Consider the following 13,477-nt stretch of genomic DNA (forward strand, 5'->3'; position numbering starts at 1 on the left):
TTTTTTACATTTGCTTGGAGGGTGTGCTGATGAGTTCTGGCCAGTATATTTTTACATAGCCAGCGGAAACCCAAATCACGAGCACGGTGGCAACACTCAATTCAAGAAATCCAAAATCATGTAACCAATGCCACTGTGGGTAAGATTCTGCAAAAAAAGTGGTAAGACGATGCATCGCAATCGCGCTGATAACAGAAGGAAAGGTTGCTGCAGCAATAGATGGCTGGAACTTCAAGCGCATCAAACGGAAATAACACAGGTAAATCAACAACGTCATAGTGATTGCGATGCCTGCTAATGCGCCTGTTAGTATCGGATCTGGCTCGCCAAAGTTGACCAAATAAGCTGCTAAAGACAAGTTCACCGGAGCTGCCATGATCGCCAATGTTGGGCGTGCGCGACGCGGAAGAGAACCAAAGAACACAAGGCGATAAAGGACTAATGGCAACATAAAGAAGTAAATGCCAATACACATCATTGCCAAGGTTTCAGAAAATACATTATGGCCGAATTGAGAACCTGCAAGGGAAGAGCTGATCAAACCAACAGGATATAAGAACCAACTTGGCACAATGTTCGATATCTTGAAGTTCATGATCTGGAAACCAAAGAACAACACCATCATCGTAAAGTGCAGTAACACCGCCATAAACCAAAGTGGATAAGCTATGATGGGCGCAACCGCAGCAAGGTAGTCGCAAAGCATGAGTAACGCCATACTCATCGGAGCCATTAAGCTGCCGCTCAGCGGGTGCTTGATGTCCGTCATGAATAGGCGAGGGCTGGTGGCGTATTTCAGCAGAACAGGGGTAAGAAGCAGTGCTCCGAGTGCAGCAAGGAATGGTCTGATTGGCTCACCAATCTCTGGGAGATATAAAGCCCAAGCTTGTCCAAGCCCTATCATGCCTAGTGCCAGCGCCGCTTGTGATGGCGGGACACTATAAAACTGCACAAGTCTTCTCCAGTTCAAAACTACTCCGAGATTGGGTGATTTACTCTATTTGAGCCGCGAATACTAACAAGTTTAACGGCTTCTTACCCTTAGTTATTATAAGTAAATATCAGAGAGTGGGAATTTTGTGAGTTTGATAGGTTATTTTTGTAGAGAGATGTAAAAATGCAAAATTACTGGCTCCAAATCATGGTTCTTTATGAAAGATAATTTGGAGCCTGTTTAGCCAAGCATCTCGAAGTTACTTGGGTATATCAACTTATGCTTGGTTTTCTGGTAGGTCTTGTTGACGTAGCTTGTCATTTTTAAGCGTACGATGTAGCAATTGGTTGTAAATCGGTTGTCCGCCAAGTAACTGCGCTACGATGACTGCGCCCAAACTGGTAATAATGAGTGGCAAGATTAGGTAGTAGTTATTCGTCATCTCGATAACCAGCAAGATACCAGTAATCGGTGCACGCACTGTTGCTGCAAATAGCGCCCCCATGCCTGCAATTGCGAATACACCCGGCTCGATAGTCAGTGAAGGCAACAGCATGTCTGCACTGGCACCGAATGCGTAGCCAAAGAGAGTACCAAGCGCCAGCATTGGTGCAAAAATACCACCAGGCGCACCAGAGCCGAAACAAAGTAGGGTGGTAATCACGCGACCAACGAACAGCATGACTAAAATCGAGATCGAGTAATTACCATTGGTAATATCTGGGATCAAGCCAATACCACCACCGGTAAGCTGTGGCACGTAAAGCAGCAACAGACCAAATACGCCGCCTAAAATGGTACCAGTGATTAGGTAGCGTTTACGGTCGTTTTTATGCAATGCAACAAAGCTGTCTTGTGCAATGGTTATCAGTTTGTTGAATACAACACCAAACACGCCGAACAAAGAACCGAGAAGCAGGAACAACCACAACGATTGCAATTCAGGAGATTGGTATTGTGGCATGGTGATAACGGCTTCTTGACCGTTGATGGCTCGAAACACAATGTTTGCCATGATGGCTGAGATGATCACTGCGCGAATCGAAATCAAAGAGTAACGAAACTGAGGGCGCATCTCCTCAACCACAAACATGATGCCTGCCAACGGTGCGTTAAATGCCGCCGCCAAGCCACCGGCGGCACCGGATGCCAATAGAGAGTGACGGGTATCATCGTCCTTTATACGGAAGATGTCTGTAACCATACGGCCAACCGCACCGCCCATCTGTACTGTTGGACCTTCGCGACCCAGTACCATACCTGAGCCAAGTGCACCCATACCGCCAAAGAATTTTACTGGGATCACTCGCCACCAACGAACGGGGCGAATGTTATCCATTGCACCTTCGATTTCTGGAATACCCGAGCCTGATGCCTCAGGGGCAAAACGGTGCACAAGGTAGTAACCGATGAACGCTAACGCGCCGCTGATCAAAATCGCAGCGAGCCACAAAGGCAGTACGCTACCGATCTCACTCTTTAGCCATTCGGTACGAGTCTCGGATACAAAGTGAACCGCAATTTCAAAGTAGGTTCCAACAAGGCCTGCTAGCGTACCAACGATTGCGGCCATAAAGAGGACGGAAAATGATGTTGGCGTTGACCCTCGAGAGACAAACTGGTTAATCGCATCTTTCGGTACGTGCGCTAACACAGATTTCACAATTCTCTCGCGTTTGGTCATTAACAGATTCTCCTAGACTACTAATTGGAAGGGACGAAAGAAATTATACGCCTCGGAGAGTCTAGACCTAATCAATAAAGATGCAATTTAGCTTTCCACTATTGAGCGGTTCAAGTATCAATTGTCTAAATATTGATTAATATTGTGCTATTGGTTCCATATTCGGCGCTATTTTTTTATTGGTAAAACTTGTTTTCTGAGCGAAATGAACCATGCTTTAAGTGTAAAGCAACATGACTGCTTCAGAAGGAGGGATGTGAGGTTTTACACACAATTTGGATGGATTCAAACCCTACAGAAATTCCTCGTCATTTGTTCGGGACGCATCAATAGTCATCCCGATTCGCATACTCACGATTGAGTCACGAGGCAGAGGCGCACGCACTGTGCGCCTTTTTAATGCCTGCTTGATCCTGAACGTTCCATTCCCTACAAAAAAACAGAATGCAATGTTGATAAATTTAAACAGTATAGTGTTCAGTTTGTTGTGATGGTTCTCAGCGTGATGGATTACGCAGTTTAGGCTTTGTACAAAGATTGATGCGGACTAGGAGGTCCGCTTTTTTGTACCTGAAATTCGACATCACACCTTGCTTCTCGCTCGACTTACAGCAAAGATAAAGCTCTTATTCATCTTCTTGAGTTAGCTTAATAGTAAGGCCATGCTGCGTTTTTCTTTTTGTTCGTTGCTCTCCCTCTGTTTATTGACGCAAACTGCTTATGCGCAGGGGGCATGGTGGCAAGTTATATTATCGGACGCATCTGTCGTTGAGGTCCAACAGACTTTGCAAGAGGGCGGAGAGTGGTATACCTGTGAGGCGCAAGAAAGTGCAGGTGCATTCTGTTTGGATCACTTTCACTACTATCAGCAACATCTCTATGGAGAAGCAACAACAGAGGCAAAAGCAATACGTCTAATCTTTCTCACGGACTACCAACCGCAAAATCTAAGTGAGCTGACACTGAACCTGAGAAAAGATGGATTGGTGATGAAGCGAATAGCAATACAAGGTGAGCAGTACGATGTTGCTGAAGCATTAAAACACAACTCGCCAGAAGTGGTCGATAAAGCACTGGTCCTATTTATCAACCGCTACCCTCAGCAAGTACCACGTCGCATTGATTGGGTTTTAGCACAAGAGTTTGGTTCTCCAGCGCCAAGATTAAACGTCACCTTAAACAGTGATGGCGAGATGATTAAGCTAAAGGTGATTCGTTTCTAAAGTGCCATGCTTTAGCTCTCTGATGTTTCCGTTTTATTCTCATGGTGCAAGGCTAAAAATTTAGCCATTGCGGACTCGTCCAAAAATCCATCCGACTTTTTATGAGCACGCAGATACTGGTAACCCGCAATCAGTTTGCGATGTTGTGCTTCTTCAACCTGAGAGATTGTTCCACTCATGACGTGCTGGAAGGCAAGTTTGTAGGCTTCCATATCCACAACCTCTGCCTGACGGTATAAATAGCCACAGCCGGTGGCTAGCCACTCCAATGAGCAGTTGGCTCGCATTGCGATTTGGTTGGCTTTGGTTAAGCTGGGTTCGCTTCCTTTGAGGTATTTGCGAATTAAAGCCTCGGAGACGTCGACGCGTCGGGCAAAACCGCTGATGCTTTCCTCGCCAATTAACGTGGCGAGTCGTTGGGCAAAAGACATATTTCGTACTCCAGTTCGAATTGCGAAAGTTTACCCGTTGAGCAAGCGGTAAAACAAGACTAGGATGAATGCAGATTAAGAAAAGGAGAGAAACCCATGGTTGCAAAAGTAGTGACTGCACCAAACGGTCCAGAGTTTTCTGAGCTGGTTCAAGGATATTGGCGTGCAGTAGATTGGGGCATGACAGCGCAAGAGCGTTTGTCGTTCCTAAAGCAACACATTGAGTTAGGTATTACCACCGTTGATCACGCTGACATTTACGGTAATTACGAATGTGAAGCGTTGTTTGGTGAAGCATTATCACTAGACAAGAGCGTTCGAGAGCAAATTCAGATCGTGACGAAGTGCGACATCAATTTATGTAGTGACAAAACGCCAGAACGTAAGATTAACTACTACGATACGAGTGCAGCGCACATCTACCAATCCGTAAATAACTCACTTGAGCGCCTAAAAGTCGAAGAGATTGATGTTCTACTGATTCACCGTCCAGACGTGTTGATGGACGCAGATGAGGTTGCAGAAGCGTTCTCTGAGCTACATAAAGTGGGTAAGGTTAAGCACCTTGGTGTTTCTAACTTCACGCCTCGTCAATTCGAGCTTCTACAATCTCGTTTAAGCAAACCTCTTGTGACTAACCAAGTGGAAATAAACCCACTGAACTTTGAAGTGGCACACGATGGTACGTTAGATCTACTTCAAACACATCGTGTTCGTCCAATGGCATGGTCATGTTTGGGCGGTGGTTCCATTTTCACTGGTGATACAGAGCAAGCGGTTCGTGTTCGGAACGAACTGGAAGCTATTCGAGAAGAAGTGGGTGCAAACAGCATTGATGAAGTCATTTACGCTTGGGTTCGTCGCTTACCTTCTAAACCAATGCCAATTATCGGTTCTGGTAAAATTGAGCGCGTTCAAGCAGCAGTGAATGCTTTGAACATTGAACTCACTCGTGAGCAATGGTATCGAGTTTGGGTAGCATCAAAAGGTCACGGTGTGCCATAGAAAGTACAATAATCAAACGAAAAGTAAGGCGCTCTCATCGGGTGCCTTTTTTTATTTACTATTCAGCTAAAAGAGCAGGAGCCAATAAAGGCAACCCCTTGCGTATCAAGCTCTGTAGAAGTTTTAATCACTCCTGCGCAATGTCACTAAATGTATAGGGAATTCGGGATTTTCTTGTTTCACTGGTTCACTCATCTATTCATATTGCGTATGCTTACCCAGTAAACAACAAAGAAAAAACTCCTCGTCAGTTTCTTCGTATTATAGGCGGTATCAATCTGTTAGACTCCTGCGCAGATTGTTGAATATTAAAGGTGGTAGAATGTCTTTTCCTGTACTCATCTGTGATGATTCAGCGTTAGCACGCAAGCAGATGGCAAGATCACTGCCAGCAACATTGAATGCAGACGTGACATTTGCCATTCATGGTAAAAATGCGCTTGAAGAGTTGGCGCAAAAAGAATTCAAGCTGATGTTTCTCGACCTCACCATGCCAGAAATGGACGGTTTTGAAACATTAGAAAACATGAAATGCTTGGGTATCCAAACGCCCGTGGTGGTTGTGTCTGGTGATATTCAACCTAAAGCGAAAGAGCGTGTCTTTGCGCTCGGTGCGAAAGCATTTATCCAAAAGCCTATTGGTAAAGATGAGCTTAAGGCGACGTTAAAAGAGCTGATAGAGCCTAATGATCGTCCCCAAGTCATTACTCCTACCACGATTGAATTACCCATTCTGCGTCGCCGCGACATCTATATGGAAGTGGCCAACGTCTCTATTGGTCGTGCGGCCGACGCGCTAGCTCGCCACTTTGATGTGTTTGTTCAGCTCCCTCTTCCAAACGTGAATATCTTTGAAGTCAGTGAGCTGCACATGGCGCTGCGAGATTTAGCTTCTCACGATAACGTCTCCGGTGTTTGCCAAGGCTTTTGTGGTGAAGGCATCGCTGGCGAAGCGTTAGTGATCCTAAGCGACTCCAGTGTTTCTGATCTTAAGAAACTGATGAAGGTGCCAGCAGACAGTGAAGAGTTGGAAGAGCTAGAACTGTTGATGGACATATCCAATATCTTGGTTGGGTCATTCTTGAATGGTTTGGGCGAGCAGTCTGAAGTCCGCTTTTTCCAGAGCTCACCAGTGCTGCTTGGTCAGCATATTTCCATCGATTCTATTATCGAGTCGACAACTGGTGCATTTAGCCGAACCATGACATTTGAGGTCAGCTACAACATTGAAGGCACTTCCATCCGTTGTGACCTACTGTTTATGTTTGTTGATGAGTCACTGCCGTTGCTGGATAACAAATTGTCGTACCTAATGGAGGATTTCTAATGCTGAACTTACCTGCAGAATTTGAACAATTCCATTGGATGGTCGACATGGTGCAGAATGTCGACATGGGTTTAGTTGTGATCGATAAAGACTACAACGTTCAAGTGTGGAACGGCTTTATGACGCACCACAGCGGCTTACAATCTCACGAAGCCATTGGGCGCTCAATCTTTGATATCTTTCCTGAGATCCCACAAGAGTGGTTCAAGCTAAAAACCAAGCCTGTTTATGATTTAGGGTGTCGAAGCTTCATCACATGGCGCCAGCGTCCGTATTTGTTCCGTTGCCGCAACGTTCGACCAGTGACGCAACAAGCGGAGTTCATGTATCAAAACGTGACGCTTAACCCAATGCGCACCCCAACAGGGAAAATCAACTCACTGTTTTTGTCGATTCAAGATGCAACGGCAGAAGCTTTGATGTCTCAGCAGCAAACTTGATGTTGCAACGGCAAAAATAAAGCTTGAGAAAATAAACGCGCAAAAGCCGAGGTTCGCCTCGGCTTTTTCGTATACTTAAATCGTGTCTTTTGAACCGTAGAATATCGTTATGGATTTTAATCTCGCCCTCAAGCTCTATACCGCAGAGCAAGTCAGAAATGGAGAAGTGATCGCAGCTCAAATGGCTGGAGTCTCAATGTACAGTTTGATGCAGCGTGCTGGCATGGCGGTTTACGAGCGATTTCTCCACCTTTACCCAAAGGCTCGAACTGTGCTGGTGGTTTGCGGAAAAGGGAACAACGGTGGGGATGGGTATGTGTTTGCCACTCTCGCAAAACAGGCACAGTTGAATGTTCGTGTCTTCCAGCTAGGTGACACTACATCATTGAAAGGGGATGCGTTGCGAGCGTTTGAAGATTGGCAGTCTGTGGATGGCGAGAATAGTTCTTGGGATGATTGGCACACTGCACTATTAGAGGCGGATGTGATCGTCGATGCCATGCTTGGTACAGGGCTTTCTGGTGAAGTAAGGCATGAGTATCGTCGCTACATTGAGCAAGTTAATCAAATTCATTGTCCAGTCATCTCAGTCGATATTCCTTCGGGGTTAAGTGCAGACACAGGTTCCGTCCTCGGAGATGCCATACAAGCTGATCATACGGTGACTTTTATTGGTGTGAAGCAAGGCTTATGCACAGGGCAGGCGAGAGACTACGTCGGTGAGCTGCATTTTTCTGGTTTAGGTGTAAAGGTTGAGTTTGAGTCGATTGAAGAAGAAAGTGCGTTGGGCATCGACCATCAAATCATCAAAAGGCTACTACCAAAAAGAAAAGCCACAGCCCACAAAGGTAATAATGGCAAGCTTTTATGTATAGGCGGTAATCAAGGCATGTCTGGCGCTATTCGTTTGTGCGCCTCAGCAGCAGTAAGAACAGGCGCAGGACTTACGGCTGCTCTGACACACCCGAGCTCTTTATTGCCATTGCAAGTTGGCTCTCCAGAAGTCATGAGTCAGGCTATTACGTTTGATGAGTTAACAGAGGTAGATAACGAACTGATTAAACGGACACGTTGGGCGGATGTCTTGGCTTTCGGTCCTGGTTTCGGTGAGGATGAATGGGCGCATCAGGCATACCAGCTCTTATCTCAGCAACACAAACCTAAGGTCGTGGATGCTGATGGACTCAATATTCTTGCGATGCTGAATCAGCGTAATGATGTCGTGGTTCTACGAGATGAACAGCGCGTGATGACACCACACCCAGGAGAGGCAGCCCGTTTACTTAATGTCTCAACTAAGGAAATAGAGCAAGACCGCTTTGCTGCCGCGAGACAGCTCCATGAACGTTATGGCGGTGTCATTGTACTTAAGGGCGCAGGGACGCTTATCTATGATGGGGTAAGAATGTACGTGTGTCTTGCTGGGAATCCGGGAATGGCAAGTGGTGGAATGGGTGATGTGCTCTCTGGTGTGATTGCCGCGCTGCTTGCCAAAGGGTTACCTATTGCTGTTGCTGCACGTTTGGGAGTGATGCTTCATAGTCATGCTGCGGACATTAATGTTCAACAAAAAGGTGAAATTGGGTTATTGGCAAGTGATGTTATTGAATCACTTCGATGCGCTATAAACGTTACAGAGGGCTAGAGCGTGCTTGATACACTCAAAAAAGTGGCAGAAAAGTGATGTGAAACGTGAAAAAATTAGAAAATTATTCTTGTACAAACCGACTAATAAGTATCGTTTGGTGTAATTTTGAGCGTTTATGAGAGGTTGAACGGTAAAATTCCTGTTGTTTAACGCAAAGGCTTGCGCAAACGATTAAATGGAGATTGGTTTTAACTGTCTGATATTGTTAATAAAGTTATGAATTTGGAGCGTGGTGAGGTGTTTTTGATATGCGATTTCCAAGATGGTATCACAAAAAAAATTCAAATATCAGACTTGTAGGAAATAAATCACGACCTATAATGCTGAAAACCGGAGCGTCTGCCAACGCTCCGGTTTTTTTGTGTCCGAAGAACAGTGAACTCGTCTGCCAACGACTTCACTACGCACTCTGAGATGACACATATACTTATGAATCAAGGAATTACACAATGCGTATCGAACAAGAACTTAAGTTAGGTTTCAAAGATGTACTGTTTCGCCCGAAACGTTCAACCCTTAAGAGCCGTTCTCAAGTAAATTTAACCCGCGATTTTACATTCAAGCACAGTGGCCGTCAATGGTCTGGTGTACCAGTAATTGCGGCGAACATGGATTCGGTTGGTAGCTTCGCAATGGCGAAAGCGCTAGCAGAGCATGGTGTAATGACTGCTGTTCACAAACACTACACAGTAGAAGACTGGGCTGAGTTTGCGAAAACAGCAGATAAAGCAACACTAAACAACGTTATGGTGTCTACGGGTACGTCTGAAGCAGACTTCCAAAAAACCAAAGACATCATGGCGATCTCTGATGAGTTTATCTTCATCTGTATCGATATCGCGAACGGTTACTCAGAGCACCTAGTCGAGTACGTACAACGTGTACGTGCTGCATTCCCAGACAAAGTTATCTCTGCAGGTAACGTAGTGACTGGCGACATGTGTGAAGAGCTAATCCTAGCGGGCGCAGACATCGTTAAAGTGGGTATCGGCCCAGGTTCTGTATGTACTACACGTGTTAAAACAGGTGTTGGTTACCCGCAACTTTCTGCAATCATCGAGTGTGGTGATGCAGCACACGGCCTTGGCGGCATGATCATCGGTGACGGTGGCTGTTCATGTGCGGGTGACGTTGCAAAAGCATTCGGCGGCGGCGCTGACTTTGTCATGCTAGGCGGTATGCTAGCAGGTCACGAAGAGTCAGGCGGTGAAGTGATCGAACAAGACGGCAAGAAGTTCATGAAATTCTATGGCATGTCGTCGAAGAGCGCGATGGACAAGCACTCTGGTGGTGTTGCTGGCTACCGCGCAGCTGAGGGTAAAACCGTACTTCTACCATTCCGTGGCAGCGTTCACGGTACTATCCAAGACATCCTTGGCGGTGTTCGCTCAACATGTACTTACGTAGGTGCAGCAAAGCTTAAAGAGCTAACCAAGCGTACTACCTTCATCCGCGTACAAGAGCAAGAAAACAACGTATTCGGTAAAGAATAAGCTTTTGCTTAAATAGAATTAGATAGATTAAGAGCCGCAGTTTGCGGCTCTTTTTTTGATCAAAAAACGAAATGCCAAAAGGCTGATACGGTAAATAGCAGTTACTCAAGTAAAGGTAGAAAAAATACACTGATTATATTCAGCGCAATTACTACAGAAACTGACAGCCGTTGATGGGATTGGTTGTCGCTGATAATCAAGGCAAGCTTGATAGCGAACAGGGTGAAAGCCATTAAGATGGTTATTCAAATGGCCGATGAGTCGGATAGCCCTATGAATTTAAGCTATAACATCGAGAGCTGTTGTTTCAGCTCTTTCTGTTGTTCTGGGCCTAGTGCTCTAACTAGGCTAAAGGCCCTTTTTGAAGTCGTTTTAGCAGAAGGGCTAAGGGTATGGCTGAAAGAGAGATTCATTAAGAAGGTATGGTCTCACTCAGGGTCACCACAACTATAATATAAATCGCCATATCCTGCTGAAATACGGCCTGGCTTTAGTATGCGGGCTTTCTCGCTACACTCCTGGCAAATTACTCTCATATAGCACCATGAACCTATCTAAATGATATGCTCATGGCACTAAATTGTACTGATTATTTATTATGAAAGCTAAATACTTACGCTCAGTAGCGACACACAGAAGGTGGTAATGTAGATTCGTTACTCAAATTGAGATACAGATTGTTAGTTCTATAAGTCTCTTTCGGGTTAACGTAATGCCACTGTAATGAGTTATCGACATCATTGTGAGAGATGCTATCGAGTAAAACTTCATCATCTGCTGACTGTAAAATTGTTCCAGCCGCAATACCGTTATATTTACCAAGCACTAGATTATGGACAACGTTTACGACGCTGCCATTGGTGATGGTTGATTTATCTAGTTGTCCTACTAAAAGCCCGTTTCTCCCACTTTTTCCTAAATCATTTCTTTTAAGTGAGCTATCTGCTATATCAAGCAATTCAAGTTTTGTTTGTTTTACATTTCCAAATATCCCACCAACGTAATTAAAACCACTATTTTTGACAGTTATTTTAACATCGTTAACCTTAATGTTGTTTGCGCCAGCGCCCTCTATTAACCAACCTGATACGCCCCCAATTTTGTTCGAATCTGTGGATGAACTTAATGCGCTATGTTGAACAACAATATCTTGTAGCATAGCACTATCGGCTCTACCGACAAGCAAACCTACAGCCCAAGAACCTACAGCGTTTGAAATTGCTGAATCGGTAATTGTAACGTTTTTAATAAGCCCGCCGTTTAGTAACCCGGCCAAAGCTCCAACGGTTTTGGCTTCTTTGTCTTGTGTATTTATTTGGAAATTACTGATGGTAAGGTTTTTGATTTCCCCAGCATTAATTCTGGAAAATAATCCCACATCACCTTTGGCCGCTGAAATTGTTAAGTTTGATATCGCGTAACCATTACCATCAAAGTTCCCGGCGAACGACTTTGGCTCGGTATGAATAAAACCAGAGCAATCAATGTTTTGAAGTAACACGTAATCAGAGTTGGTTTTGTCTTCAAGATTGAGCAACTGTTCGCAGCTGTCAATCTGAATAGGTGAAGCTGTAGCACCTAGAGATATAAAACTTGATAATAAAAGGGTATTTTTTAGCATAACTGATTCCATTTTTATGAGTTGCTTGTATAGTCAATGCGAATATAAAGATGTTTAATTGATATGTATATTTAAGTGAGATTACTTAATACCTTTATGTGACACGCATTGCATATGTGGGTGGAGCGGGTAGTGAGAATGGTCAAATAATATGAGGTCGGTTCTTAAAGAGCTAAGGTAACTATGCCTAATCCACGTAAAACGCACTCCTGCTCACCTGCAGTGTTTTCGAATTCATTTTGTCGCAATTCTATTTCAATGAAATTCGCTATCGTGGTAGAGAGTTAACTAGCCGTTAGTCCTTTAGGAATAAAAAGATGAACAGGGGATAGTATAGTTGAGGGTTGGGGGTATGGCTGAAGGAAAGGTTAATCAAGAAGGTGTGGTCGTATTAATGACAAACTACTCTCATATAACACTAGAAGCCTATCAAATTTATAAGCCCATGGTAATAAATTATTGTGAGGTTTTATAATGCTATACCGTTTTAGAGACCGCCTTTTTTGTCTTTCATAATGGGGTTATTTAACTAGTAGTTATCAGGGCTGCTTTAACACAGCTCTGATAACTACATTAATTATTGTGATTTTTTAATACTTGGAAGACTCCAGCTTCCGTTTAAAATTTCTTTTCTTGGTTGATAGAGTCTCACAACAAAATTCCAACCATCTGTAAGTGCTAAACAATTTATTTTACGAGTATCACACCCTCCAAAGTAGACTGTAAAACTATTGTCCGGATTCTTTTGAGCTGTAACATTGTTTAAGCTAGGAAGGCCACTGTCAGACTGAAAGAAAAAACCTTCTTTGTTGTATAAGCTGAACGAAATAAAGCCATCAACTGGTACATCTTTTAATGTCATTTCATACTTTCCATCACTCAGTCCTGGGCTCACATTCATGTAGAATGCATCTTCCTCTGGTAACCCACCGTAACCACCTGCACTACCTAAGATAAATCGTATTGGGTCAACGTTTTCCTTTTTACCAAAAGCACCCAACGTGTTAGGAAGAAGCTGAAACATATCAATAAGTGTTTCGTGAACCTTGTGATAACTTGTCATATCCCAATTTTTTGGTTCAAATGGGATATCACTCGCTGCTTCGATTTTAAGATTATCTTGTAAATTGTTAACCGTGGTCACATCATTCTTATCATTGCTATCCAAAAAAATTCTGACTATAACAAAGGCATAATCTGTTCCAACTACATCTTTATTTAGCTCATATTCACCTTTGCCATACCATACTTTATTTGTGTAACCATCCTCGTTCACTATCATTAGTGAAATATATCTTTCCCCTGCATCGGGTAAAGTTACTTTAGCTCCTTGAGACACATCGATAGTGGCCATACTATATAAAGTATCTCTATTCATCCTAATAGTAGGCTGATTATCTAGAGGTGTCGGAGTTCTAAAATGATACCATTTGTTAACCCCTTCAGCTAAATTTTGATAATTAGATATTTCAATAGTCGATTCAACATATGGGTAATTCTCAAATGTAACTATATTTTCACTTTCTTTAGCATTTACTTTGACACTAAATAGAATCAAAGAACTTAAAATAAAAAAAACAGGTTTCATAATTTTTTCCTTTTCATAGATAATACTTAGAAAAATTAGTTCATACCTTGGGATGTTGCAAATATACTCGTGACTATTGAAAG

The 13,477-nt window shown here is 43.6% G+C and carries 11 protein-coding genes and 1 pseudogene; 6 read left to right on the forward strand and 6 right to left on the reverse strand.

Features of this window, described 5'->3' with window-relative positions; all coding sequences use genetic code 11:
- Positions 1-4 precede the first annotated feature (4 nt).
- Together A8140_RS17045 and clcA are read right to left on the reverse strand one after the other, a co-directional pair.
- A complete protein-coding gene (locus A8140_RS17045) occupies positions 5-970 on the reverse strand; it encodes a TDT family transporter (RefSeq protein WP_086015992.1) in 966 nt (321 codons plus the stop codon).
- A gap of 241 nt (positions 971-1,211) precedes the next feature.
- The gene (gene clcA, locus A8140_RS17050) at positions 1,212-2,618 is read right to left on the reverse strand and encodes a H(+)/Cl(-) exchange transporter ClcA (protein WP_005534879.1); all 1,407 of its coding nucleotides are present in this window, start codon (positions 2,616-2,618) and stop codon (positions 1,212-1,214) included.
- A gap of 662 nt (positions 2,619-3,280) precedes the next feature.
- On the opposite strand from clcA, the gene A8140_RS17055 reads away from it, so the two are divergent.
- A complete protein-coding gene (locus A8140_RS17055; protein ID WP_033000504.1) occupies positions 3,281-3,841 on the forward strand; it encodes a hypothetical protein in 561 nt (186 codons plus the stop codon).
- Between the two features lie 11 nt (positions 3,842-3,852).
- Here A8140_RS17055 and A8140_RS17060 read toward each other — a convergent pair whose 3' ends face one another.
- Positions 3,853-4,272 (reverse strand): helix-turn-helix domain-containing protein, encoded by a 420-nt coding sequence (locus tag A8140_RS17060; protein WP_005534876.1) that lies wholly within the window; start codon positions 4,270-4,272, stop codon positions 3,853-3,855.
- A 96-nt stretch (positions 4,273-4,368) separates the two neighbouring features.
- On the opposite strand from A8140_RS17060, the gene A8140_RS17065 reads away from it, so the two are divergent.
- The 5 genes from A8140_RS17065 (at position 4,369) to A8140_RS17085 (ending at position 10,185) form a co-directional block, all read left to right on the forward strand.
- Positions 4,369-5,277 (forward strand): aldo/keto reductase, encoded by a 909-nt coding sequence (locus A8140_RS17065; RefSeq protein WP_005534874.1) that lies wholly within the window; start codon positions 4,369-4,371, stop codon positions 5,275-5,277.
- Between the two features lie 322 nt (positions 5,278-5,599).
- Positions 5,600-6,604 (forward strand): response regulator, encoded by a 1,005-nt coding sequence (locus A8140_RS17070; RefSeq protein WP_005534873.1) that lies wholly within the window; start codon positions 5,600-5,602, stop codon positions 6,602-6,604.
- Entirely contained in the window at positions 6,604-7,044 is a 441-nt protein-coding gene (locus A8140_RS17075; RefSeq protein WP_005425904.1) for a PAS domain-containing protein, read from the forward strand. Before A8140_RS17070 ends, A8140_RS17075 begins: the two co-directional genes overlap by 1 nt.
- 109 nt (positions 7,045-7,153) lie before the next feature.
- The gene (locus tag A8140_RS17080) at positions 7,154-8,689 is read left to right on the forward strand and encodes a bifunctional ADP-dependent NAD(P)H-hydrate dehydratase/NAD(P)H-hydrate epimerase (protein ID WP_005534871.1); all 1,536 of its coding nucleotides are present in this window, start codon (positions 7,154-7,156) and stop codon (positions 8,687-8,689) included.
- 452 nt (positions 8,690-9,141) lie between these two features.
- The gene (locus A8140_RS17085; RefSeq protein WP_005534869.1) at positions 9,142-10,185 is read left to right on the forward strand and encodes a GMP reductase; all 1,044 of its coding nucleotides are present in this window, start codon (positions 9,142-9,144) and stop codon (positions 10,183-10,185) included.
- Between the two features lie 284 nt (positions 10,186-10,469).
- Here A8140_RS17085 and A8140_RS25665 read toward each other — a convergent pair.
- The 3 genes and pseudogenes from A8140_RS25665 to A8140_RS17100 form a co-directional block, all read right to left on the reverse strand.
- Positions 10,470-10,721: pseudogene (locus tag A8140_RS25665) on the reverse strand (Ogr/Delta-like zinc finger protein).
- A gap of 83 nt (positions 10,722-10,804) precedes the next feature.
- Positions 10,805-11,806 (reverse strand): M26 family metallopeptidase, encoded by a 1,002-nt coding sequence (locus A8140_RS17095; RefSeq protein WP_005534867.1) that lies wholly within the window; start codon positions 11,804-11,806, stop codon positions 10,805-10,807.
- Positions 11,807-12,383: 577 nt separating this feature from the next.
- Positions 12,384-13,394 (reverse strand): DUF1254 domain-containing protein, encoded by a 1,011-nt coding sequence (locus A8140_RS17100; RefSeq protein ID WP_005534865.1) that lies wholly within the window; start codon positions 13,392-13,394, stop codon positions 12,384-12,386.
- Positions 13,395-13,477 lie beyond the last annotated feature (83 nt).

Origin of the sequence: Vibrio campbellii CAIM 519 = NBRC 15631 = ATCC 25920 (assembly GCF_002163755.1) — a bacterium.
GTDB classification, from domain to species: domain Bacteria; phylum Pseudomonadota; class Gammaproteobacteria; order Enterobacterales; family Vibrionaceae; genus Vibrio; species Vibrio campbellii.

What these genes read in the sequence shown, in the direction of transcription:
- clcA (WP_005534879.1), bottom strand. Translation starts at nt 2,618, where the DNA reads ATGACCAAACGCGAGAGAATTGTGAAATCTGTGTTAGCGCACGTACCG.
- A8140_RS17055 (WP_033000504.1), top strand. Translation starts at nt 3,281, where the DNA reads ATGCTGCGTTTTTCTTTTTGTTCGTTGCTCTCCCTCTGTTTATTGACG.
- A8140_RS17060 (WP_005534876.1), bottom strand. Translation starts at nt 4,272, where the DNA reads ATGTCTTTTGCCCAACGACTCGCCACGTTAATTGGCGAGGAAAGCATC.
- A8140_RS17065 (WP_005534874.1), top strand. Translation starts at nt 4,369, where the DNA reads ATGGTTGCAAAAGTAGTGACTGCACCAAACGGTCCAGAGTTTTCTGAG.
- A8140_RS17070 (WP_005534873.1), top strand. Translation starts at nt 5,600, where the DNA reads ATGTCTTTTCCTGTACTCATCTGTGATGATTCAGCGTTAGCACGCAAG.
- A8140_RS17075 (WP_005425904.1), top strand. Translation starts at nt 6,604, where the DNA reads ATGCTGAACTTACCTGCAGAATTTGAACAATTCCATTGGATGGTCGAC.
- A8140_RS17080 (WP_005534871.1), top strand. Translation starts at nt 7,154, where the DNA reads ATGGATTTTAATCTCGCCCTCAAGCTCTATACCGCAGAGCAAGTCAGA.
- A8140_RS17085 (WP_005534869.1), top strand. Translation starts at nt 9,142, where the DNA reads ATGCGTATCGAACAAGAACTTAAGTTAGGTTTCAAAGATGTACTGTTT.
- A8140_RS17095 (WP_005534867.1), bottom strand. Translation starts at nt 11,806, where the DNA reads ATGCTAAAAAATACCCTTTTATTATCAAGTTTTATATCTCTAGGTGCT.
- A8140_RS17100 (WP_005534865.1), bottom strand. Translation starts at nt 13,394, where the DNA reads ATGAAACCTGTTTTTTTTATTTTAAGTTCTTTGATTCTATTTAGTGTC.